Consider the following 23,248-nt stretch of genomic DNA (forward strand, 5'->3'; position numbering starts at 1 on the left):
TCCTTTTCCCTACATTCTTTACTATAGTCCCCTTATCGGTAAATGAAAGTCCTTTTTGATTTCTGGGGATCGTCTTTTTTTGCATCGTCCTTTCTTGTTAGAAAAATGCGCCTTTTTGTCTACAAAAGCAAAAAGGCGCAACCTGTCAAGGGAGGAAATAAGGTGCTTAACTAACTGTTTCTCATTGGGAGAACCAACGCAGATCATTTTCAAAAGCTTGTTCTACGTGAGTTTCTTTTGTCCCACCATGGATAGTTCGACTGTTTCTTGGCAACTTATTGCGTCACTTATGGCCGCTCGATCAATGATCGCTGCCTCTTTAAAGCTGACCTCCTGACACTGTTCAAAAATCATTTTCTTTTGCCCTTTAGCTGATTCAAAGGCAACTGACTCAAAAGCAACGCGTTGGATCGGTGAAACCTGCTGTGTTTGTTCATCGACAAACCCTTTTAGCTCGACCAAAGGGTTCTGCCCTACGATACGGGTATTCTTGACCAAAATATCCGAAATGATCGGTAACTGTTGGGCTGCCTGACCATCGGCATTGTAAGCAACAGGATGAGCCATGAAACGATCCAACAGGCAATCGATGATCGTCACTTGACGAATATAGCCACCACGATCATTCTGCGCTTTCAATTCTAGCCCATAAAGCGTATTGGTCAGTTGACAATCTCGAAAAGTGATATTTTCGACACCACCAGATTGCTCACTACCAATCGCGATGCCATGTCCCCCACGAATAGCCAAATCAAACAGCCGAATATTTTTCGCTGGTCTATTGATCTGATTTCCTTCTGGATTTTTGCCAGATTTGATTGCGATACAATCATCACCCGTATCAAAAACGGTGTCAAAAATCAGCAAGTTTTGCGAAGAATCTGGATCCCATCCATCGCCATTGTCGATGCCTTTGGACTGAATATTCACCCCATGGGTCACAACGGTGTCACAGTAAATCATATGGACAGTCCAGCATGGTGGATCAATCAACGTCAGCTCTGTCAAATGGATGTTTTTGGCCTGCATCATACAGATCAAACGTCCCCTTACTCGTCTTCCAGGTTTTCCATCAGAAACATATTCTGGATACTGTTCACGGTCTGCATAAGGGTTTCGCATCGCCAGTCCTAATGGATTCCCGCCACCAATGATCGTCCCTTTGCCACAAAGACGGACATTTTCACAAACGATACGCCCTCGATCGCCTTGATCGATATACCCAATGTTGATCAATGAACGGAAGCAAAACAATTCCCAGCCTTCATAACGGCTTAATGGTAAGCCCTCTTGATTCACGCTTCCTAAATACTCGTGAGGGGCAACCCGATACATTTCTATGTCGAGGCTTGCTTGCAATGTACCATCTACCTGAAAAATCATATTGCTTTTTAGCTCCAAAGCACCAGAAAGGATCACCGCCCCTGTTGGGATCCAGACAGTACCATTGCTAGGGCAATCGTTGATCGCTTGCTGGAGAATGGCGGTACTATCTTCTTTGCCTGCGCTATCAGAATGGTAGGGTGCTTGCGTAACATCTAACAAAACACTTTTTTTCTTTGTACGAAAGGTCGTCGTGACTGCGGTATTTGTAAGCAGGCACCCCTGATGATCGAGGCAGATGATCGTTACTTGATACGTTTGATCGGCAGATAAGTTTGTCAACGTCCAATGCGTCTTGTTTGTTGGTCTGGTTTGGATCAAATCGTTGTCTAAAAACAATTGATAACCAAAAATAGCTTGAGCGTGTAGCGGCTTCTCCCAAATAAGGGTCGCTTGATGAGCGCCGATCGTGCTTGGTACGACATGAAAATCAATTACTTGAAATGGTTGCATCGGTTTGTCCTTTCTTCAACGAATTCATTCAATAGAAAAAAGATATTCCAAAACAGCGAATATCTTTTTCCACACTTATTTAAGACCCGTCGTGCTGATGCCTTCAACAATGTATTTTTGGAAAATAAAGAAGATGATCAACACAGGCAGCAAGGAGATGACAGACATCGCGAACATCGCTCCCCAATTGGAGGTGCTGCTAGCATCTAGGAACTGCTTTAAGGCAATCGATACTGTGTAGTTTTGCGGACGTGTAAGGTACAGCATCGGTCCGATCAGTTCTTCCCATTTCCAATAGAAAGAGAAGATCGCAGCGTTTGCCAAGGAAGGCTTCATCAACGGTAGAATCACGCGGAAGAAAATACCGACCCGTCCACAGCCGTCCATTTTTGCTGCTTCATCTAAATCTGTCGGGATCGCAGAGACGAATTGAACCATCATGAAAATAAAGAAAGCTTGTCCGAAGTATGAAGGAACGGTTACCGGACGAATCGAGTTAAGCCAGCCTAATTGATTGAACCAAAGATACTGAGGTACCATGATGATCTCTTGCGGCAGCATCATCGTGACCAAGATACAAGCAAACCAAAAGCCTTTTCCTTTGAAAGGAATTCGACCAAATCCATAAGAAATGACAGCCGAAGAACAGACCGCCCCTACCATTGAAATCAACGCGATTTGCAACGAGTTGAAAATATAGCGAATGAAGGGAATCCCTGCGATCCCTTCAAACCCCTTGGTAAAGTTTTCTAACGTCCAGCTTCGGGGGATCAACTCCGTTGCCGTTCGAAAAATGTCACTACTAGGTTTAAAGGCACTAAACAGCAGCCAGAAAATCGGATAAAGCATCAGTAATGCAGCAACTAAGATCACGGCATCAAAGAAATAATTTTGTTTTTGTTCACGCATCAATCAAACCTCCTCGTTTTCTTTAAACACCCAAAATTTCGATGTTGCGAACAACAGAATCGTAATCAACCCAACGATGACCAGTAAAATCCACGCTAAGGCTGAAGCATAGCCCATTTTGAAATCGGTAAAGGCTCGTTGATACATGTACAAGGAATAGACTAACGTGCCGTTACGGGGTGAACCCGTCCCATTCGAAATGATAAACGCAGGTGTAAACGTCAAAAAGGCCATGATCGTTTGATAGATCAGATTGAAAAAGATGATTGGCGTCAGGACTGGAACCGTGATATTGAAAAACTGTCTGATTTTTCCTGCCCCATCAATTTCTGCCGCTTCGTAATAATCTTTCGGAATATTTTTCAAACCGGATAAGAAAATCAACATCGACGAGCCAAATTGCCACGCTGCTAATAAAATCAAGGTCATCAACGCTAAGCCAGGACTTTTAAAGAAGTAGATCGGGTCTAAGCCGATCGCCGCTAGCACGCCATTGATCAACCCTGAATCGCCAAAAAGATTCCGCCACATGATCGAGACCGCCACGCTCCCACCTAAAATCGAAGGGATATAAAATAATACCCGATAAGCGCCGCTTAATTTCGATGGGCGGTTGATCAGCATCGCCACTGCTAATGCGACGATCAGCCGTAAAGGGACTGCCAACACAACATATTTCAGCGTAACAGTCAGTGACTGAACAAACTTGGGATCATTCGTAAAAATCGTCTTAAAGTTATTCCAGCCAACAAATTGCGCCTCTGTCAATAAATCATAGTCATGAAAAGACATAAAAAGAGAAATCCCCATCGGGACGATAATAAAAGCAAAAAAGCCAATGATGAAGGGTGAGATAAATAAGTAGCCTGTAACCATATTCTGTTTTGATTCTGGTAATCGATTAAACCAGCTTTTGAGTTTCCCAGGCTCTTTTGCCGTGGGTGATTTTGATTGTAGTTCCATAATTTTCACTTCCTACCTCCTATAGTTGATTACGCTTACAAGTTGATTTTAACGAAGTGCTTCTTAAGAATGAATAGAAAAAAAAGCACAGAAATGTGAAAAACTAGAGGACCTATATTTTTTCCTCCATTGCTTCTCCTAAAAAAACGCCTTTACTGAAAAAGTCAGTAAAGGCGCCGCATCTATGCTTATTGATAGTTTTCTGCAAAAATTTCTTCGCAGCGTTGCGTAAAGGCATCATAAGTTTCTTCTGGTGTCATCGTGCCATAAGTGATCTCTGCGTACAGCTCTTTAAAGTACGTGTTGATTTCAGCAAACCCAATTGGTGGGATTGGGGATGGATCACCGACGATGTCTGCAATATCATCTAAGAAATCAGACGACTCTTGTTCTTCTGGTGTCATGTCGTCATAAAGCAATTCTTTGATGGCATCATTGGAAGGAATCCCCCGCTCAGTACCGATGATCTTATTGGCTTCTTCACTATTCACTAAAAAGTCAACAAACTTTGCAGCTGCTTCTTTTGATTCAGAAGCATTCGCGATCGAATAAAAGAACCCTGGTCGATACGCCATCGCCCCGTTTTCTGAGTCGAATGGACGAGCCAAGTTGATTTCGACATCTTCTGCGGCGGAGGCCTTATAGGTCAAGTATTGATTGGACCAAGTCATCATATAGGCTGCTTTTCCTTGTGAAAACGGATATTGATCCATACTGTTGGCATTGCTAGTCACTTCTGCGGTTGGCATTGCTTTGGCTTCCGTAAGGTCCGCGATAGCCCCCATAAATTCAATCCAGTTTTCTTTGGTAAAACCGATCTCTGGTTTGCCGTCTGCATCGTATTGGTATAGATCTTCGCCTTTAGTACGTAAAAAGTATTGCAAAATCGTACTGTTGTCATTGTTATCATTCCAACCATAATCACCGGTTGCTTCAGCGATCGCTGCCGTACTTTCTACAAGGTCATCGAAGGTATAATTGCTAAAGTCGATCCCAGTGCCCCCTTGTTCTACCAATGATGGATTGTAGAGCATCGCCATCGTATTGACAGAAGTTGGTATGCCAAAAACTTTTCCATCTAACTCGCCAGTTGCTAAAATCGATTCTTTGATATCATCGGTTTGAATCTCATTGCCGATAAATTCCGACATATCTGCTAATTGATTTTTCGTTCCATATTGCGCAATGTACTGCACATCCATCTGGATCACATCAGGTAATTCTCCAGAAGCCGCTTTTGTTGCTAGTTTTTTCCAATGGTCATCCCAAGAACCATATTCATATTCAACTTTGATGTCAGGATTTTGTTTCTCAAATTCTTTGATCGATTCGATATACTTCTCGTGTCTGACTTCTGAGCCCCACCAGGTAAAGGAAATCGTCGTTTTCCCATCTGCATCAGCTTCTGAGCTTCCGCTACTATTGCCGTTGTTGCCACAAGCTGCTAAGGTCGCACCAAGAAACAACAAGCTCGCTGCTTTTAAAAAAGTTTTCTTCATTCTTCTACACTCCTTTTTGTTTGCGCTTACAAGGTGATTGTAATGGAAATCCTCGTTAATAAAAATGAAAAAACAAGAGCAAATATGTGAAAAACTAGACTGTCGTTTTTGCTGAAGGCTAAGCCTTCACCGGCAATAGCTAGAAAAAAATAGAAAAACAGATGAAAAATGTAAAAAAACAGACATGCTCTATTTTTTCCAATATACTATGCTATACTAGCGTTGAAAAGGCTTACTTTTCAAAAAATAAGGTAGGTGGAAACAATGAAAAAAATACAAACCGGACTGTTTCGTCTTTTTACGGTAACAGCTTATTTTGCTAAATTAAACCTTTTATGGCTTTTCTTTACCCTTTTAGGGTTGGGGATTTTTGGCTTCGGTCCTGCCACCGCTGTCACGATCAAATGTTTACATGATTTTCGTAAAACTGGTCATGACTATTCAGCTGTTGCCTTCTGGCAAGCCTACAAGCAAGCCTTTCGCACCTTTTCCCTTTTTGGCATCGGATTATTAAGTACAGTACTCCTGTTGTTGTTTAACTTACGGATTACTCATTTTTTCCCGACTGAAATGGCTTGGCTGCGCCCTGTCTATTTACTTTTAACGATTCTCCTCCTTTACACTGCATTCATCAGCTTTATGACTTATGCCAAAGCCGAACAACACGCTTGGAAACAGACCTTGTACGTCAGTATCTTTCTAGTCTTTCGCTACCCACTGCAAGGCCTTGCCTTGTTGTTTACCTGGTATTTATTGTTTCTCTTATTGACTGCCAAAACCTCCTTGTTACTCGTCTTTGGACTGGTGATTTTCTTGTTTTTCGCTGAATTTTTTCATGGTCAGATGATTGAAAAAACCAAACAATTGCAAGCAAAGCGAGGCAGTGTCCATGAAGTCCCAGAAGCTGATCAATCACTTTAAAAAGCAGCCTTTTGAGCGACAGTTACATTTTGTCTTTTTTGCGACGGTGGCAATTATCGTCTCATTGGCTGTTCTCCTGACCTTAGTTTGGCGACAAGTCTACATGGCGCAGCTGAAAGAAGCCGCGTATAAAGATGTCTCGATCATTTCAACAAATATCGCCAAACGTTTAACTGCCGTCGAAACCCTCTCTTTTCGCATTATCGATAGTGCACCGATCCAAAATGGCCTACAAAGGATCTTGGCACAAGATTCCTTGCAATCCTTAGAGGCGATCGACCAAAAGAATGCCTTAAGTGCAGAAATCAACGCCCTCGTACGCAATGAATCAACGATTCAAAACGTCTATCTCTTTACCCCAACGAACGAAAACATGATCAACTTTCTAGCCGAGACCGACCATATCTTTAATGGCCAAACCATCAAAGATATGATCGAGACTTTGCCCGATAAGCCTGCCAAAGGGAGTTGGTTTTTTGCAAAAGACCTTTCTCAAGGTGTCTACCTGCGAAAAATCTATTCAACAGCCGATCTTTCTTTAACCTATATTGGTACGGTGATATTTCTAGTCAATACGTCCTTCTTTCGTAACGAGATCGAAAGTCTTCCTATTGTCTCTGAACAAAACCAATTTTTCATGGCGTATCAGAACCAATTTTATAGTACCGCAAATGACGAGCAAACCCTCGCTGCGGATCAAAATACCTTGCAGCAGAAAATGGGAACCTTCCAGCGATCGATCGGCTCCATGACGTTTGATAATCGCCAGTACTACTATGCAATGGATCGGAAGACGATGCCGAATATGACCTTCATTTATTTACTGCCTGAAAACCAAGTCTTAGCGGATCTTTATAAACTACAAGGCCTTTCCATCGCTGTGAGTTTGCCTTTTTTATGTTTGATTATTGTTGTGATTCGGAAAATAAGCAATCAGCTGACCCGTCCTTTAGCTGACTTGGCTTCGCAAATGGCCGTTCTGCGGAAAACGAAAAAACTGGCCTCTTTAAAGACCCTCGCTGTCCCAGAAAATAGTCAAGAAGAGATCATGGTCCTTTACGAAAGCTACAATACGATGATCGATGAATTAAATGCCTTGATCAAGGACAATTATGAAATGCGTATTTTGTCCCAAGAAATCGAATTTAAGGGATTGCAAGCGCAATTAGATCCACATTTTCTCTACAATACGTTAGACTCGATCAACTGGATCGCCATTGAAAATCAGCAGTGGCAGATCTCAGAGATGGTCACCTCCCTTGCCTATTTGTTTCGTAAAAAAATCGATACCAAGTCTGACTTCACGACGCTGCAAGATGAGTTAGATATCGTGCATGCCTATATCAATATTCAAAACGTTCGCTTCGGGAAACGGATCGAGTATATCGAAGTAATTTTGGTGAATGACCTGTCCTTTAAGGTTCCTAAGTTACTGATTCAACCATTGATTGAAAATGTCTTTAAATACGCCGTCAATGATATGAAGGAGACGTGTCGCCTCGTCCTTACGATTGAACAACAAGCAACCTTTCTCCAAGTCAGTGTCTCTGACAATGGCCCTGGTTTTAAAGCCAACTTCTCGATTGAAAAAGAAGGCGGCATCGGATTGACCAATATTCAAAAACGATTGCAACTGCATTATGGTGATCAAGCGTCGTTAGCCATCGTCTCCTCGATTCCCTTCAAAAAGACGACGGTGCGCTTTGTGATCCCCTTAAAAGGAGTGAGTGAAACATGAAAAATATCCTCGTTGTTGACGATGAACCCTTGATAGCAAATGGTGTGGCTAACCTCGTTGCTTCTTTTGATTTCCCATTAGTGGTCAAAGGAATTTACACAGACAGTGAAGAAGCCTTGGCATTTTGTCAGCAAAACACCATCGACATCGTGATTACCGACATCAATATGCCTAAAGTCAACGGACTTGCCTTGATCAAAAAATTAAAAGCCATCAATCCTGCGATTCAAATCATTATTTTGACAGGCTTTGGCAGCTTCTCCTTTGCCAAAGAAGCGATGGCTTTAGGGGTCAAATTTTTCCTTGAAAAACCTGTTTTTCCGAGCAAGCTTTCAGAAGCGTTGGCTGAGACGATCGAACGCTCTGAACGTCGCCAAATGGAATCTACCCTCTATTTAAAACAACAAATTGAACAATACATCAATAGCTGCGGAGAAGAACCGCTGCCTGAATCGTTCGTTTTTCCATTTTGTATGTACTTATTTGATTCGAAATTCTATCACGCCATCGCTAAGCGGATCGAAAGCTATGAGAACCATCACGAGTTGGTGATCGGTCATCAAAACAAAGTTGGCTATATCCTGAACTTCAGTACGGAAAATACCTTTAATCTCTTTTTTAAAACGAAGGTACAGGCTGCGCATCTAGGAAAAGGGATCGCCATCAATTGCTGGGTCGAAACTCCCGAAAAATTTTTACTCAGTTATCATTTAGGCAAGCGGAACTTGGATAAGGAGTTTTATTTTGATACCTTTGAAGTCATCCAAGAAGCCCAAATCTCACAAGAAAATGTCTATGAAAATAGTCTCTATATGGAATACCGTGAAAAACTTTTGGCATTGATCGACAAAGGCGAACTGACTTTAGCCCAAGTTCTTACGGAAAACTTTTTTTCTACCTGTCGCATGGAGCTTTACCCTGTCCAACTATTGCGGCTGCAGGTCAACGATTTGTTATCGGCAATTTTTGAAAACCATCGCATCAAAAAAGACATTTACTTTGATGACTATTCCCCAAAGATCATGCTCTTGAATAATTGGCACGAACTCCAGTTTATGCTGCTTCACTGTATCGATTTGATGCGGGGCAGCTTAGATGATAGCGAGAACATGCAGCTGTCCCAAAAGGTCAACCTGATCATCGAAGAATATTATGACCATGAAGCATTGTCATTGAAATGGATCGCAGCCCATCTTTTGTACTTAAATCCTGAATACTTAGGAAAAACCTATTACAAAGAAACCGGGATTCGCTTCAATCAAAAATTAGCCGAATACCGCATCCAAAAAGCACAAGAACTGCTGAAGAAAAACTACAAAGTCTACGAAGTGGCAGCGATGACGGGCTTTAGCAATGCGCCCGAATATTTTGTTCAAACGTTCAAAAAGATTACTGGTATGACACCAAAGAAATTTTTGAAGCAGCAAGAAAAAGCCCTTCTCTCTTAACGTTTCTTCTATAACGAAAGCATTGTTTTGCTATTTCAACAAAAGAGGTAGTTCGCTCACGGATGTGAGTGAACTACCTCTTTGACTAACCAGTGATTGATGTCAAACAACTGATGCGACCGTGTTCGGTTTAAGGAATCAGCGTTTTTGTCTAGCTTACAGCGTAAAGACTTCCTTTAACTCCTGTGTCACTGGCGAATCGTCAGGATTTGTTTCCATGAGTTCTGCCATGTAATGCCACCATTTTTGGTTGATCTCGGTTGCCGCTAACTGCTGCCAGCGGGTTTCATCTTCAATCTCAAGGTAGCCAAACAACGCAAGGGTTTCTGGATCTAAGAAAATCTGGTAGCTTTTCGCTCCGTGTGCTATGAGCTGCTCTTTTAGTTCTGGCCATAGCTCGCGATGCCGTTTTTCATATTCTGCTTCATATCCAGGATGTAGCTTCATCCGAATCGCTTTTTTGATCATCTTTGTCTGCTCCTCTCTTTATTGCGTAAGGTGTTTAACTTAACAAAATGAAACCAATAGTTCAGTAAATGCTAAGACTGTCAGTGATTGCCCGTAAGGCATCGCCGTAATCGCAATGTTTTTGTAGTACGCCAAGTCTTCTCCCATTCCAGTACCGATGGAAACATTTTGGACTTCTCCATCTTCTGCGACTTGTTCGATCAAACCGGCTAACGCTTTATAGGCAACATCTTCCCAAGCTTTGTCAATGTAACGCTTATGAACGGCTTTTAAAATCCCATAGGCAAAACCAGCCGTCGCGGAAGCCTCCACATACGAGCTAGGATCGTCTAACAAGGTGTGCCACAGGCCACTTTCATCTTGCATTTCTTGCAAGGCAGTTAGTTGGTCTAAGAGGGTATTGATCAAGAAGCTACGTAACGCATCTCCTTCTTGCAAGTCGAGAATTTCAATGATCTCAGGAATCGCAATGGTGATCCAGCAGTTGCCTCTTGCCCAAAGCGCTTGTGCATAATTGTGGCGTTCTTCAAAGGTCCAGCCGTGGAACCAAAGCCCAGTTTTTTTATCCACTAAGTATTTGATATGGATCATAAATTGTTGTTTTGCTTCTTCGATATAAGCCGGACGATTCAGCAACATGCCAATTTTCGCCAAAGGCAAAGCAGTCATCATCAAGGTATCGTCCCAAAGCTGGTTGCGATTTTCTGGTCCATAGGTCGCATGCTGCAGACCATTTTCATCGGTTCGCGGCATATCATGCATGACCCATTCCGCCCATTGTTCAAGGTAAGGCAAGTAACGAGAATCTTTGGTGTCTTCATAAAGATACGCCATTGCCAAAAGCGGCGCCATCGTGTTGACATTTTTAGGTGGCGCGCCTTCTAACATCCGCTGCTCAAACCATTCTTCCACAACTTGGAGCGCTTTAGGATTTTTGGTGATTTGGTAGTTTTTATAAATGCCATATAGTCCCACCCCTTGCGGCCAGTTCCAAATCCCCCAGCTTTTATCATCAACGATCAAGCCGTCAAAGTCTAATAGAAATTCACCATTATCATCCTTGATCGTCGTTAAATTTTCGATCATGCGATCAATTTTTTCTTCCACGACACGTTTTTCCACAAATAACTGTTCTAAAATCACCATTGGGTTCATCCTCTCATTTCTCTTTGATAGATTGATCGTAACACGCTTACATTTACACAAAAATAGCAGTTATTGACACTTTACTATCTATTCTTGTATGATAAAAACAAACGAGTACGAAAGGAGCCAATCATGGAGAATCAAAGTGCGGACACGATGATCAACGATCGCTTTGAGGCCTTTCATATCAAAGACATCGTAGAAGAAAACAATACCCTTTATCATTACCATAGTTTTTATGAGATTCACTGTACCTTAAAAGGATCAGCGGTCTTCTTTATCGATGGCGGAGAATTCCCTCTAGAACCTGGTACGATCATCTTGATTCCTCCGAATGTCTTGCATCGAATCGTCCATCAAACTTCTGATTTTTTCGAGCGAACCTACCTGTATATCAATCCTAGTTATCTCGCTGCCCTCTCCACTACCCAAACAGATCTTACTGCCTGTTTTCGTAGCAACGGCGGCATCAACAGTCGTATTTTATCGATCGATGCCGACCAACTAGACCAGCTATTGCGACCTTTGCGCAAAAAAACGGATAGCAATTATGGCACCGACTTACTTTATCAAAATCATTTGATCGCGTTTTTGATTTCCATCAATACGATTGCCTATCAGGAAAAAGAACCGCTGTTTTTATCCGACTCACTCTATAAAAATAAAGACATTTTGGCTGCCATTACCTATGTCAATCAGCATTTGACCGCTGATCTCTCCTTAGAGACCGTCGCCAAAGCCCTTTTCATGAGCCCATACTCGCTTTCAAGGACCTTCAAAAAAGAAACTGGCGTCGCCTTTCATGCCTATGTCGTCAAGAAACGACTCTTAAAGAGCAAAGAAATTTTACGTAAAACCAGAAGCGCCACCGCCACCTACGAAGCTTGCGGCTTCAACTCCTATACCCATTTTTTACGCTGCTTCAAACAAGAATTTCAGTTGACACCAAAAGAATTTTTACAAGAAGAAGCCCAAAATCAATTTGTTCGTTTTACGCATTTTGCAGGGAAAAAATAGCAAGCCGATGAAAAGATTTGCTGACAAAAACGACTCTCTTACATTGACGATCGTAAGAGAGTTTTTCATTCAATCTTTTAAAAACAGCTACCCAAGTTCCTCAGAAGTTCCTCGCTCGAAATAAAGAAAATAGCGATTGCTGATCACTGACACAATCCCAATCATAACCAACAAGCCCCCTGACAGGATCATCTGCATCCCTGCTGTTTCATTGCCGCTGACTAGTATCAGCAAGCGTGATGCATAAGGTGCTAACGTGACCCCTAAATTGTAAGCAACGATCGAGACGATCGTGCCAAACTTAGCTTCCGCTTCACCACCAGTCGTCAGCAAGTGGGTGAAAAAAGGCATGATGCTGCGAAAGGCAAAGCCTAATAGTAAAGAACAACCCAAGAGCAGCCCCACCGTCTGCAAAGGATAAGTCAAATAGATGCTGCTTCCTGCAAGCAATGCCGCAACGGGCAGCAACCAGCGATGTAGGCAGCTATATATCAAGCCAAAGGCATTGCCGGCGATAAATGCCCCCGTCGCAATGGCGGCGATCATGTTACTGCCATCGGTCGCATCACCAATTCCTTTTTCCAACAACAACGGGGTGATCTGCAGATTGTAGTTGATAAACAAGACAACGATCAGAAACAAGAGCACCCCCAAAACAAATGACTTTTGTTTCCGTTCTTTTGAAACCGTGACGTTCGCTATCAGAGCCGCATCGGTGGTCGCTTTTGTTTCATTGGGAATAAACACCTGAACAAAAAAGAGACTGATCAAGGCAAAGCCATAAACGAAGAAAGAGATCTCCCAACTGATCTTCACTAGCTGCCCTACCAGCAAAGTCATAAAGATACCACCTAAACCACCGACGGCACTTTCTAACCCAAGGGCCTTGGCTTTCTTTTGCGGCTCATTTTGAAACAACAAACTAATCATTTGAATCGCCAAACGATTGAATAAGCCGATCCCAAAGCCAAGAATCGCGCGCGAAAGAAACAAGACGGGAAAGCTCCCCTGATACCATGCCGGCAGCGTGCCAAAAACTGCCACAATGACCAAGCCGGTGACCATCGTGTATTTTTTGCCGATCCTTTTTTCGATCATGCTGGTAGTAAAAATCCCTAGCAAAAGAAACAATGACGGAATCGTGGTCAGTAACCCGACGTAGACCGCATCTACTTCTGGAAAGCTTGCCGCAATCGCTGGAACATTGGCAGAAATCGCCGGTGCCGAATAGACGACCATTGCCACCGACAACAGTGCCAGCAACTTCATTGAAAAAAATTTCATAGTTACCCCTTTTCTTTTTACAAAATACTTTTTTTGTTTCTCTGAGCTCAACCGGATAAGACACCAAAGCAATCTTTTCCTACCTCTTTATTATTTGCTGGATCGCCAGCTTTTGACCAATGCTTCCTACGCTGAGGCTTTATGCTTGAAAAGCATTGGTCTTCTGCATTTGCTGGAGATCGTCACCGATAGTCTGCGAAAAAACCTTGCAGTCTGTTGTTCTGCAAGGTTTCCTTCGATCATTCATTTTTTAACAATCCTATCAGCTACACAAGACACCCTAAGAGAACTTATTTCTGCAGCTGTTCTATGACATCTTTCGTAATTGCCTCAGCAGTGATACCAAGTTCGGATAAAACGTCTGCTGCTCGGTAGTTATCATAAAATTTCTTTTCTAAGCCATAGTTCTTGACGGCAATCTCACGATCACCAAGATAGCTGGCAATCATTTGTCCATAGCCGCCCTCTCGTATGCCGTCTTCCAACGTGACAACGAGTTTATGCGCTCGTGCCACAGCATCCAGCAACTCTTTGTCGACCCCTGAAATAAACTTAGGATTGATCACCGTTGGGGTAATTCCATGTTGCATTTCCAATTGTTCAGCGATCTCTTCTGCTAGCGCATAAAAGTTTCCGACACCGACGATGGCTACCTGCGTGCCAGCTTGAGTCACCTCATTTTTTTGATCGCTGTAGTCAGTAGAGGCTTCCACTGCCGTTTCGTTGACAGGTCCAACCGGTACTCGGATCGCAACTGGAGCGTTGGTTTGTTCCAGCGACCAATCCAACATTGCTAGATATTCTTCTTTAGAGGTTGGCGCAAGATAAACAAGGTTGGGAATATGTGCCAAAAATGGAATATCAAAAATTCCCAAATGGCTCTCGTCATTCATTCCATGAATCGATGCACCGTATACCAGAATCGTTCCAGGCAGATGATTTAAGGCCAAATCATGGGAAATTTGATCAAAACTACGTTGCATAAAGGTAGAAAAAACGGCCCAGACAGGTTTCGCTCCATTTTTTGCTAACCCAGCAACCATCGATACCGCATGTTCTTCTGCAATACCCACATCTACAAATTGTTTACCTGCTTTTTCTCGTTGTTCTGGAGAAAAAAGCAGCATCGGTGTACCAGCATTTACTGCCACAACTTTAGGATCTGTCGCCATTTTTTCTAATAAATAATCCGTCGTTAAGCTGTTGTAGGTTACTTGATTGCCCCCAGCAGAAATATATTCGCCTGTTTCTAAACGAAAGGGACCACCTGCATGAAATTTTTCACGATTTTCTTCCGCAAACTTGAAGCCTTTGCCTTTGATCGTATGAATGTGTAATAAAACAGGATGATCAATGTCTTTCACTTTTTCAAATAAAGCGATCAAGGCAGCGAGATCATTTCCTTCGTCCAAATAGTGGTACTCAAAACCAATCGCTTTGAACAGATTGTCTGCTGCTTGCCCCTTAGTTTCCCGCAATGCCCGCAAATTCTGGTACATCCCCCCATGGTTTTCTGCAATCGATTGGTCATTGTCGTTGAGGATCACGATGGTATTGGTGCCTAATTCCACGATATTGTTCAAGCCTTCAAACGCTAAGCCGCCTGATAGAGAACCATCGCCAATCACGGCAACGACGTTATACGTTTCATTTTTTAGGTCACGGGCTTTCGCCACACCATTTGCCAACGAAACTGAGGTGGAGGTATGACCGACCGTAAAGAGATCGTGCTCGCTTTCTTTCGGATTCGTGTAACCAGAAACCGCATCATACTGAGCAGCATCAAGAAAGGCATGGGCGCGTCCCGTCAACATTTTATGGATATAGGTCTGATGAGACACATCAAAAATCAGCTTATCGGTGGGGGAATCAAAGACCTTATGCAACGCGATCGTCATCTCAACCATCCCCAGATTGGGGCCATTGTGCCCCCCATGGTGACTGATTTTTTCCAATAAAGCAGTACGTGCTTCTACTACCAGTTCTTGAAGTTGCCCACTGGTCAATTCTTTTAACTCTTTGGGGCTTTTGATTTTTTCTAATAACATGTACGTACCTCCTGTAGAAATGTTTGAATGTTTCGTGTATTTACTCACAAGTAAAAAGACACGAAGTAGAAATGAGTAGATCGTTCTCTAAAATGAAAAAAAGCGGCAATCGGAGATGGACGCTCTTTTTTAAATTCCTGTCAAACCAAGAAATATCAAGTTATCCTAAAGGGATATCGTGATTTTTCTTAGTTCTAACCATCGCTGCTCATTTCTTCTATCTAAAAAGATACCACCTAGAGTTGACTTTAGGTCAAGCACTTTTTGTGAATTTTTTCTATTTTGATCCTAACGTTACAGCACGCCCACCATAATGATACAAAAAAAGATAAGAAGCGCTTGCTTCTTATCTCGGGTTTACTTGTTCAATGATCATTCTTAAGAAACCTAAATTTTTTCATTATCCGCTTATTCTTCTTTCTCTAAACCAACAAGCACTCGCTGTTTACGGTTCGATTCTTCTGCAACAAAGTTTAAAACTGTTTTCAATTCGCTAGGCGTTGCCTTTTTCTGTAAGATCGAGAAGTTTCGATGATATTTTATCATGATTGTTTCTACTTTTTCTTTCTCAGTCATTGAGCTTCTCCTCCAATTCTTCCTTTGTGTATGTTAATGGCAAAGCGAACGATCCATTGTCAACTACCATCAACGTATGAGAATGGCGATTTTGAAAATCTTTTATAAAAATATTAACGGTCACATTTTCTTTATACAATTCCTTCATTTTAATCAAGTTATATCTTGATTGAAAAAAAGCATTTATAAAATGTTCTTTAGGAACAAAGCGTCCTTCTATTTTTTCACGTTGCTTCGTATAATTCCAAGCAATAAAAGGATCTTGATAGATAGAATAGATAAGTACATCATAATTCTTTTTTAAGCATCGCGCAATATTTTGATCAGCTTTTTTAGTGGCAAATGTCCCATCAAGAATAAAACTATACCCTTTTTTTAAGACTAAATCCAAAGCAGCATCAACAAGCAGTGCGTACCCTCTTTGAAATCGGTACGAATTATTTCCTAGATATCCTGGAAATTCCTTTCTAAATTGATCCGCATCGATCACACATAGATTGCTATTTAACATAGTCAGCGTTTGTGCAGTCTCCGTTTTCCCTGATCCTGGACTACCAGCCATAAAAATAGCTGTTTTATCAGTTTCTACCTGTTTTCCATCAATAACTGATGTAATCAATCTTTTTTTATTTTGTTTTGCATAGATTAAAGAAATATCATTCACCACTCTAAGTACACTCCCTCACTAACATTTATTAACTAACGTCTTACCAAAAAAACAACTTCTCTACCAATGCTTGATAAAGTGGCTTCTTTTATTGTGGTGAAACAAGAATCATTTATTGCGAGAAGTAAGATGGCAAAAATTTCTGTTAATGAACTATACGCAAAAAAAAACAGACTACATTTGTCATGCAGTCTGTTTTCCAACTTTTTCTTTTTTTAGTGTTTTTCCCAGTGTTTTCAGAAAGATTGTTTTTCTATGCATATAAGAGAATCAATAAAACGGTTCATAGTTTCATGATTATTAACGATATAATCTGGGATTATATCACAATCAGTTTTAGTAGAATTTCTACGATTGACCCATACAGCTTTCCAACCAGCTTTTTTGGCACCAATAATGTCATTCACAAAGGAGTCTCCTACATAATAAGTAGTCTCTCTATTTAGCCTCATGGCCTTTTCAGCATATTGAAATATTTTCAAATCCGGTTTTGAAAAGCCGAGCTTTCCAGATACAAAGATGTTTGTGTCTGGTATCCATTTGTTTAGTCCTAACGCTTTTATCTTTTTCATTTGATGATTGGCAGGTCCATTAGTAATAATCCCTAACTGAATACCATTCTTTGAACAGCTATTAAGTGCATCTTTCATTTCAGGTAATAATCGAATTCTTTCTTGATTCATTTGATAATCGATTTGAAAATTTCTTCCCTGCTCATCCGTAATCGCTACCCCAAAATGTTTGAAGGCATTGCGAATGCGATAAATTTGCATGTCGCTAAGGGATAGCAAGCCTTTGGTTGTCTTATCAAAAACTTGATCACTGTACCTCCGACTCAAAGAAAAGAGCTCTTCAATCAGAATATTCCTAAACGAAAAATTTTTCTCATACGCTTGTTTAAATGGAACTAACTGATCATACAGTGTGTCATCAACATCAAAAATGACTGTCGCCATTTTAAATTCCTCCTTAACTAAAAAACCGGAAGAAAACACTCATAGATTGTGTTTTCCCGGTTAGTTAACAAATTATAGTGAATTGTAGGTATCAATGATATTCTCAACAGTAAACCCGTAATTGGTTATTACTGTGTCTCCCGGTGCACTCGCACCAAACCGATCAACTGAAATTGATTTCCCATGTAGACCAACATAGCGTTCCCAACCAAAGCTCGAACCCATTTCTATTGAAACTCGTTTTGTCAAAGAGCTTGGTAATACTGATTCCCGATACTCTTTAGATTGCTTTTCAAATAAATCAAAACTTGGAAGGGAAACAACTGAAACATCTCTTCCTTGTTTCAGTAATTCTTTTTGAGCTTTAATTGCTAGGCTTACTTCAGATCCTGTAGCAATCAATACACCATCTGGCGCTCCTTTAGAAGCATGCTTTGAAAGAACATAACCGCCTCTGGCTACCCCTTCTTCGGCCATTTTTAATGTTCCTTCAAGAACCGGTAAATTTTGTCTACTTAAAACTAATACCGTTGGTGTTTCCTGTGACCTCATAGCAACTTTCCAAGCAGCTACAGTTTCATTGCCATCAGCTGGTCTAATAACATGAACGTTAGGCATACATCTGAGGCTAGCTAATTGTTCAACAGGTTCATGGGTTGGTCCATCTTCTCCAACTGCTATAGAATCATGGGTTAACACATAGATTACTGGAACATTTTGTAATGCACTCAGTCTTATCGCTGCTCTCAAATAATCAACAAACACGAAAAATGTGCCACCATATACTCTTGTCCCGCCATGTAATTGAATCCCATTCATTGCTGCTGCCATAGCGAATTCCCTCACACCAAACCAAATATTTCTTCCACTAGGATTTTCAGGTGTAAACTCATCAGCACTGGCAATCATAGTATTGTTGGATGCTGATAGATCTGCTGAGCCTCCCCATAAATACGGGATCCCTTTTGCTAATTCCTGAATCGTTTCCTTACTTGTAACCCGACTCGCCGCACTTGTTCCTAACTCATATTTAGGAAGCGTATCGTCCCAGCTTTCAGGTAATCTACTTTCATGAGCAAACTGATAGTGTTTCGCTAAATCAGGATAACTTTTTCTGTACTCTGAAAAGAGAGTATCCCACTCTTTTTCCGCCTTTTTCCCCCTGGATAAGATATGGTGATCAAATTGTGCTCTCGTTTCTTTTGATACAACAAAACTGTTTCTTTCATCGACGCCATAGAATTTTTTAACATTTTTAGCATCTTCTTCTCCAAGAGGAGATCCATGAACTTTTGATGTCCCTTGATTCGCTGAACCATACCCGATTATCGTTTTAACTTCAATTAATGTTGGTCGCTCTACTTCAGATTTGCCTTTTTCAATGGCATGATAAATCATCTCAAGGTCATTCCCGTCTTCAACCAAAATATGCTGCCAACCATAGGCTTGAAATCTTTTTCCTACATTTTCTGTAAATGAGTGATCTGTTGGACCATCTAGTGAGATATCATTTGAATCGTACAATACAATTAATTTCCCTAATTTCATGTGACCAGCCATAGAACATGCTTCTTGTGATACGCCTTCCATCAAATCGCCATCGCCACACAAAGCATACGTATAATGATCGACAATGGGGAAACCTTCTTTATTGTAGGTAGCGGCTAAATGTTTTTCAGCCATTGCCATTCCGACAGCCATCGCAATTCCTTGCCCCAGAGGTCCTGTGGTAGCTTCCACCCCATCTGTATGGTTCACTTCAGGGTGTCCAGGAGTTTTGGAGTCCCACTGACGAAACTGTTTCAAGTCATCCATAGAAACATTGTATCCTGCTAAATGCAATAAGCTATATAGCATTGCTGATCCATGGCCAGCAGAAAGCACGAATCGATCTCGATTTGTCCATTTTTTTGCTGTTGCTGGATTGATTTTCAAAAATCTGCTCCATAAAACATAGGCCATTGGGGCGGCACCCATAGGTAATCCTGGATGTCCTGAATTTGCTGCTTCAATAGCATCAATGCTTAAAGTTCTTATCGTGTTGATTGCTTCTACATCATGATTATTAAACATTTTTCCTCTTCCTTAGACAAGAATAGCTAATCATATGATTAGCCATTCTTGTTCATTCATTATTTTTTAAATGCTTCCCAATCTTTTAAGAAGGTGGCAATGCCTTTATCCGTAAGAGGATGTGACCAAAGACTAAGAAAAAGACTACTCGGGATAGTTGCAATGTGAGATCCTAAATGAGCTACCGATTCCACATGATGCAAATTTCTAATACTGGCCGAAATAATCTCAGTATCGAAGCCATAAAAATCGATTGCTTGTCTTAGCTTTGCAATCAGCTCGTATGCATCTGTGCCAATATCTTCAAGTCTGCCAATAAATGGACTGATGAAGGTTGCACCAGACTTCATCGCTAATAGTCCTTGAGAAAAAGTAAAAATCAGTGTCACATTTGTCTTAATACCTTCTTTTGACAAGACATTGACTGCTTTTAAGCCTTCTTCTGTCATAGGAATCTTCACAACGACATTATCCGCCCACTTTGCAAGTTCTCTTGCTTCAGTGATCATTTCTTCAGCTGTTAAACCGATTACTTCAGCGCTGACAGGACCAGTGACAATCGAACATATCTCTTTAATTACCTCTTCAAAGTCTCGACCTTCTTTAGAAATAATTGTCGGGTTCGTGGTAACACCATCAACTAAACCTAATGAATTAATTTTTTTAATCTCATCTACATTTGCAGTATCTAGAAAAAATTTCATCTTGCTCTCCTAGTTGCCTACCTATTTGGCATTATTTTTGATACGTGTTGTAACACCCTTCAAATTGTAACATTCTGCATAATCCCGAATTGGGCGTTTGATATGATCGACTACATAACGCTGACCATCAATATTGTGCATTTTAAGGTTTGCATACATTTTTTCGATTTCAGCTTTTACTTCGTCATCGTTGAAAGTATAGTGACCAGCAATATCTAAAATTTCTGCTTGGAGTTGTGCATCATTTTGATCCATGATTTGACTAACCGTCAATTCTTTTTGTTCGCCAACCATCCATTTTCTCCAACGCTCACTCTTAATGGCATGTTCAAGCAATACATCACGCGTATTAGAAGCATCTTTAACCAACCCATATTCCACTAACTTTGCTTCGACAGCAGCAAGATTTAAATAAGCACGTGTTTCTTCGGTGCCGTACTGTGGCGCCACATTAGTCGCAGTGATGGATGAAGGAATGTGTTCTAATAAAGTGACATCATCTAAATAATCTCCATTATGTTCTTTCAAACCTACCCCGTATTTTTTAGCCATTTGAGCTAAATCATAAGCATTTTTGAAATGGAAAGTACCTACTTGTTCTGTCTTACGCGTCAATGTTCCCGTTTGTCCAACAATAAAAGTTGGCATTGGTAAGTCCCGTTTTTCTAACTCTTCTTTCAATTTTAAAATAAATGTTTCATAGGTTTCAGTGGATGTTAACCCACCATTTGTTTCCTCTGTCCCTACTTCATAACCAATTTCTGGTAACTTATGGGCTTTACGTTCCTTTTCACAGAAGTCAATCAAATCAACTGTACGTTCGAGTACCGTGTCTAATGGGATTACTTTACCGACTTCAAAGGGATCTTTTGTAGGATCAATCATTAGCAGATCAAAACCAGCTTCTATATCTGCTACATAAGATTTCTTACCTAGTTCCATCGCTTTTTCAGTTGGTAGATGATCATTACGCTCTTTGTCACGTTGCCAAGGTCCGCCATGATCTCGACATAAGTAATAAAGATTGTCATATCCGATGTCTTCGGCTACTTCTTCAACAGCTTTCGCAAAAGTAAATTGATTCCAGCCATTTACATATCCGCCCCCTAGCTCATCAGCATCTACTTGATTACGACTAGCAATAAACATGACAGGATAATCGTCTTCTTTAGATAACTCAAGGGTGGCTTGGACACAATTTTTTGACATTGGTCCAATCCCAAGCAATGTAGCGCTCTCACCAGTTGCTTGCAAATCTAATAACCCTTCTACGACTGTTTTGATCGGTAACTTTTCCATTTCAGTTACATCTCCATTTCTACTGTTAATTTGTTTGTCTACCTTTTACAAGTAAAGTATAGAATCTATTATTCTTTCTGAATATTACATTTTTCTGCAACAAGTGAATGCATGAATCCTCCGACTTGTTGCAGTTTATCCAAAAGAGGTGTTGTTGAATTCCCAGCACGCATTATTTATGATTATTATGGATACTGAAAGATCTTTAAATTATGAGTGACAAAAAGAACGCTTGAGCATCGAATCTTTAAATAAGGGAACGAAAAATCAGCGGAGAGTTCATTCACACTATATAGTGGCGCTTGTCTGCCTTTGTGAGGTCTTCTGCATTTTTATGAAAAGGAGCTATTGAGCTGTATTAAAAAGTCAGTGTTTAAATGTTTAGACCCATTTCTCAAAAAAAGAGACGGGGACAGAAGTGTTAACCTTCGAGAAATAAGGAGGAATACAAGGAAATTACTTTTCAAATTTTGGGTATTTCGACTTATTTCTCGGGGTTGCTTTTCCCGCCGTTTAGACGTGTTTAGAGCGTGGGACAAAAGTGTTTTTTGCTTTTGTCCCACGCTCTCGCTAGCTATTTTTATTTTGTTATTTCTATTTTGCTACTTCTACTTGTTCTGTGTTCTCTTCTTTTTTCTTTCTTTTTTCATCAACTAAGCTTGGTTTTGTAAAATGAAGGATACCCGCTGAAATAGCTGCTCCGACAATGATGGAAAGAGCGTACCACAATTTACCATTCACAACCGGTAAGATAATAAATCCTCCGTGAGGCACTAATGCTTCTACTCCTGTTGCCATCCCCATTGCACCACCTACAGCACTTCCGATAATAATTGCTGGCAGAACTCGTTTGATATCTTTTGCCGCAAACGGAATTGCGCCTTCTGTAATACCAATTAATGACATAAAGAATGCTGAAATTCCTAAATCTTTATCTTCAGCAGTATATTTTTTCCGGTCAATAAATGTCGAAATTGCCATAGCCAATGGTGGGATTGCACAGGCAATTCGGTGGGCGCCATTTGGTCCATACACACCTTCAGCCATCAATGCTAATGTAAAGGCAGTCGCTGTCTTGTTAATTGGTCCCCCCATATCAACTGCTGTCATTGCACCTAGAATCAATCCTAAAATAAGAGCACTACCACCCTGCATTTGACCAAGAACTTTAACCAACCAATCCATTGCTAAACCAATTGGTACAGAAATTACATAAATATAGAACATTCCAAGTACAAAAGTCGTAACTACTGGTACGATCAAGATAGGCATGATCGTTTTGATGGTAGACGGAACTTTCCAAGTTTTGCACCAGCGAACAAAATAACCTGCAGCAACACCCATAATCATGGCTCCAAGAAAACCGGTCTTGACTTGACCTTCACCGATTGGATTATTTGCTACAAACCCTAAAATCATTCCCGGAACTAGACCAGGTTTCCCTGCTAATGAATTTGCAATATACCCAGAAAGTAAAGGAATCATCATCGCAAAACCTGCAGCACCTAAATCATTTAAGTTTTGCATAAAAGGATTAGTGATCTCCATTCCGGTATCAGTTGCTTTCCCGGTAGCTAAAGCGACTGCCAGAAAGATCCCCCCGACAACAACTGATGGCAACATAAAAGAAACCCCTGTATTAAAGGCTTTTTGTAAGTCTTTAAAAATTTTATTCTCTTTTTTCATTTTTTTGAGT

Annotated in this window: 19 protein-coding genes; 4 read left to right on the forward strand and 15 right to left on the reverse strand. The window is 40.9% G+C overall.

The features are described 5' to 3' along the window. Positions 1-222 precede the first annotated feature (222 nt). The 4 genes from IGI77_RS13890 to IGI77_RS13905 form a co-directional block, all read right to left on the reverse strand. The gene (locus IGI77_RS13890; protein WP_438770226.1) at positions 223-1,836 is read right to left on the reverse strand and encodes a glycosyl hydrolase family 28 protein; all 1,614 of its coding nucleotides are present in this window, start codon (positions 1,834-1,836) and stop codon (positions 223-225) included. A gap of 75 nt (positions 1,837-1,911) precedes the next feature. After that, positions 1,912-2,745: a carbohydrate ABC transporter permease gene (locus tag IGI77_RS13895; protein WP_266167225.1), complete on the reverse strand. Its 834-nt coding sequence runs from the start codon at positions 2,743-2,745 to the stop codon at positions 1,912-1,914. Positions 2,746-2,748: 3 nt separating this feature from the next. Next, on the reverse strand, positions 2,749-3,708 hold the full coding sequence (locus IGI77_RS13900) for a carbohydrate ABC transporter permease (RefSeq protein ID WP_016608843.1): 960 nt from the start codon (positions 3,706-3,708) through the stop codon (positions 2,749-2,751). Positions 3,709-3,896: 188 nt separating this feature from the next. Beyond that, on the reverse strand, positions 3,897-5,207 hold the full coding sequence (locus IGI77_RS13905) for an ABC transporter substrate-binding protein (protein WP_438770227.1): 1,311 nt from the start codon (positions 5,205-5,207) through the stop codon (positions 3,897-3,899). Between the two features lie 264 nt (positions 5,208-5,471). Here IGI77_RS13905 and IGI77_RS13910 point away from each other — a divergent pair, with 264 nt between their 5' ends. Genes IGI77_RS13910 through IGI77_RS13920 form a run of 3 tightly spaced genes read left to right on the forward strand, consistent with a single transcriptional unit; the run spans position 5,472 to position 9,314 of the window. Next, a complete protein-coding gene (locus tag IGI77_RS13910; protein ID WP_010749870.1) occupies positions 5,472-6,128 on the forward strand; it encodes a DUF624 domain-containing protein in 657 nt (218 codons plus the stop codon). Beyond that, positions 6,097-7,866 (forward strand): sensor histidine kinase, encoded by a 1,770-nt coding sequence (locus IGI77_RS13915; protein WP_142965484.1) that lies wholly within the window; start codon positions 6,097-6,099, stop codon positions 7,864-7,866. The genes IGI77_RS13910 and IGI77_RS13915 overlap by 32 nt, the downstream gene beginning before the upstream one ends. Beyond that, a complete protein-coding gene (locus IGI77_RS13920; protein WP_005234181.1) occupies positions 7,863-9,314 on the forward strand; it encodes a response regulator in 1,452 nt (483 codons plus the stop codon). The genes IGI77_RS13915 and IGI77_RS13920 overlap by 4 nt, the downstream gene beginning before the upstream one ends. A gap of 156 nt (positions 9,315-9,470) precedes the next feature. Here the strand turns inward: IGI77_RS13920 and rhaM are convergent, their stop codons facing one another. Both rhaM and bglB read right to left on the reverse strand, forming a co-directional pair. Then, positions 9,471-9,782 (reverse strand): L-rhamnose mutarotase, encoded by a 312-nt coding sequence (gene rhaM, locus IGI77_RS13925; protein WP_060791390.1) that lies wholly within the window; start codon positions 9,780-9,782, stop codon positions 9,471-9,473. Positions 9,783-9,821: 39 nt separating this feature from the next. Continuing rightward, positions 9,822-10,928 (reverse strand): beta-galactosidase BglB, encoded by a 1,107-nt coding sequence (gene bglB, locus IGI77_RS13930; RefSeq protein ID WP_074535485.1) that lies wholly within the window; start codon positions 10,926-10,928, stop codon positions 9,822-9,824. A gap of 132 nt (positions 10,929-11,060) precedes the next feature. On the opposite strand from bglB, the gene IGI77_RS13935 reads away from it, so the two are divergent. Beyond that, on the forward strand, positions 11,061-11,945 hold the full coding sequence (locus IGI77_RS13935) for a helix-turn-helix domain-containing protein (RefSeq protein ID WP_438770228.1): 885 nt from the start codon (positions 11,061-11,063) through the stop codon (positions 11,943-11,945). Between the two features lie 87 nt (positions 11,946-12,032). Here IGI77_RS13935 and IGI77_RS13940 read toward each other — a convergent pair whose 3' ends face one another. The 9 genes from IGI77_RS13940 to IGI77_RS13980 all read right to left on the reverse strand — a co-directional run bounded on the left by IGI77_RS13940 (position 12,033) and on the right by IGI77_RS13980 (position 23,238). Further along, positions 12,033-13,229, reverse strand: a complete 1,197-nt coding sequence (locus IGI77_RS13940) for an MFS transporter (protein WP_438770229.1) — start codon at positions 13,227-13,229, stop codon at positions 12,033-12,035. A 290-nt stretch (positions 13,230-13,519) separates the two neighbouring features. After that, a complete protein-coding gene (locus IGI77_RS13945) occupies positions 13,520-15,277 on the reverse strand; it encodes a 1-deoxy-D-xylulose-5-phosphate synthase (RefSeq protein WP_438770230.1) in 1,758 nt (585 codons plus the stop codon). 408 nt (positions 15,278-15,685) lie between these two features. Further along, the gene (locus IGI77_RS13950; protein ID WP_005234163.1) at positions 15,686-15,853 is read right to left on the reverse strand and encodes a hypothetical protein; all 168 of its coding nucleotides are present in this window, start codon (positions 15,851-15,853) and stop codon (positions 15,686-15,688) included. Then, on the reverse strand, positions 15,846-16,520 hold the full coding sequence (locus tag IGI77_RS13955; RefSeq protein WP_438770231.1) for a zeta toxin family protein: 675 nt from the start codon (positions 16,518-16,520) through the stop codon (positions 15,846-15,848). The genes IGI77_RS13950 and IGI77_RS13955 overlap by 8 nt, the downstream gene beginning before the upstream one ends. Before the next feature lie 236 nt (positions 16,521-16,756). Next, a complete protein-coding gene (locus IGI77_RS13960; RefSeq protein ID WP_438770232.1) occupies positions 16,757-17,476 on the reverse strand; it encodes an HAD family hydrolase in 720 nt (239 codons plus the stop codon). 72 nt (positions 17,477-17,548) lie between these two features. Then, positions 17,549-19,549 carry a transketolase gene (gene tkt / locus IGI77_RS13965; RefSeq protein ID WP_416135710.1) on the reverse strand — a complete coding sequence of 667 codons (2,001 nt, stop codon included), beginning with the start codon at positions 19,547-19,549 and terminating at the stop codon, positions 17,549-17,551. Positions 19,550-19,608: 59 nt separating this feature from the next. Further along, entirely contained in the window at positions 19,609-20,253 is a 645-nt protein-coding gene (gene fsa, locus IGI77_RS13970; RefSeq protein ID WP_289229911.1) for a fructose-6-phosphate aldolase, read from the reverse strand. Positions 20,254-20,274: 21 nt separating this feature from the next. After that, complete coding sequence (locus IGI77_RS13975; protein WP_289229912.1) at positions 20,275-21,552, reverse strand: class II D-tagatose-bisphosphate aldolase non-catalytic subunit; 1,278 nt, start codon at positions 21,550-21,552, stop codon at positions 20,275-20,277. A gap of 594 nt (positions 21,553-22,146) precedes the next feature. After that, positions 22,147-23,238, reverse strand: a complete 1,092-nt coding sequence (locus tag IGI77_RS13980; RefSeq protein WP_142968582.1) for a PTS fructose transporter subunit IIC — start codon at positions 23,236-23,238, stop codon at positions 22,147-22,149. Positions 23,239-23,248: the final 10 nt, after the last annotated feature.

Origin of the sequence: Enterococcus sp. DIV0213h (assembly GCF_051711285.1) — a bacterium.
Classification (GTDB): domain Bacteria; phylum Bacillota; class Bacilli; order Lactobacillales; family Enterococcaceae; genus Enterococcus_D; species Enterococcus_D casseliflavus.

Coding starts and splice junctions, on each gene's coding strand:
- IGI77_RS13960 (WP_438770232.1), bottom strand. CDS start 17,476: ATGGCGACAGTCATTTTTGATGTTGATGACACACTGTATGATCAGTTA.
- IGI77_RS13900 (WP_016608843.1), bottom strand. CDS start 3,708: ATGGAACTACAATCAAAATCACCCACGGCAAAAGAGCCTGGGAAACTC.
- rhaM (WP_060791390.1), bottom strand. CDS start 9,782: ATGATCAAAAAAGCGATTCGGATGAAGCTACATCCTGGATATGAAGCA.
- IGI77_RS13945 (WP_438770230.1), bottom strand. CDS start 15,277: ATGTTATTAGAAAAAATCAAAAGCCCCAAAGAGTTAAAAGAATTGACC.
- tkt (WP_416135710.1), bottom strand. CDS start 19,549: ATGTTTAATAATCATGATGTAGAAGCAATCAACACGATAAGAACTTTA.
- IGI77_RS13915 (WP_142965484.1), top strand. CDS start 6,097: ATGAAGTCCCAGAAGCTGATCAATCACTTTAAAAAGCAGCCTTTTGAG.
- IGI77_RS13950 (WP_005234163.1), bottom strand. CDS start 15,853: ATGACTGAGAAAGAAAAAGTAGAAACAATCATGATAAAATATCATCGA.
- IGI77_RS13895 (WP_266167225.1), bottom strand. CDS start 2,745: ATGCGTGAACAAAAACAAAATTATTTCTTTGATGCCGTGATCTTAGTT.
- fsa (WP_289229911.1), bottom strand. CDS start 20,253: ATGAAATTTTTTCTAGATACTGCAAATGTAGATGAGATTAAAAAAATT.
- IGI77_RS13920 (WP_005234181.1), top strand. CDS start 7,863: ATGAAAAATATCCTCGTTGTTGACGATGAACCCTTGATAGCAAATGGT.
- IGI77_RS13935 (WP_438770228.1), top strand. CDS start 11,061: ATGGAGAATCAAAGTGCGGACACGATGATCAACGATCGCTTTGAGGCC.
- IGI77_RS13975 (WP_289229912.1), bottom strand. CDS start 21,552: ATGGAAAAGTTACCGATCAAAACAGTCGTAGAAGGGTTATTAGATTTG.
- IGI77_RS13905 (WP_438770227.1), bottom strand. CDS start 5,207: ATGAAGAAAACTTTTTTAAAAGCAGCGAGCTTGTTGTTTCTTGGTGCG.
- IGI77_RS13940 (WP_438770229.1), bottom strand. CDS start 13,229: ATGAAATTTTTTTCAATGAAGTTGCTGGCACTGTTGTCGGTGGCAATG.
- IGI77_RS13980 (WP_142968582.1), bottom strand. CDS start 23,238: ATGAAAAAAGAGAATAAAATTTTTAAAGACTTACAAAAAGCCTTTAAT.
- IGI77_RS13910 (WP_010749870.1), top strand. CDS start 5,472: ATGAAAAAAATACAAACCGGACTGTTTCGTCTTTTTACGGTAACAGCT.
- IGI77_RS13890 (WP_438770226.1), bottom strand. CDS start 1,836: ATGCAACCATTTCAAGTAATTGATTTTCATGTCGTACCAAGCACGATC.
- bglB (WP_074535485.1), bottom strand. CDS start 10,928: ATGGTGATTTTAGAACAGTTATTTGTGGAAAAACGTGTCGTGGAAGAA.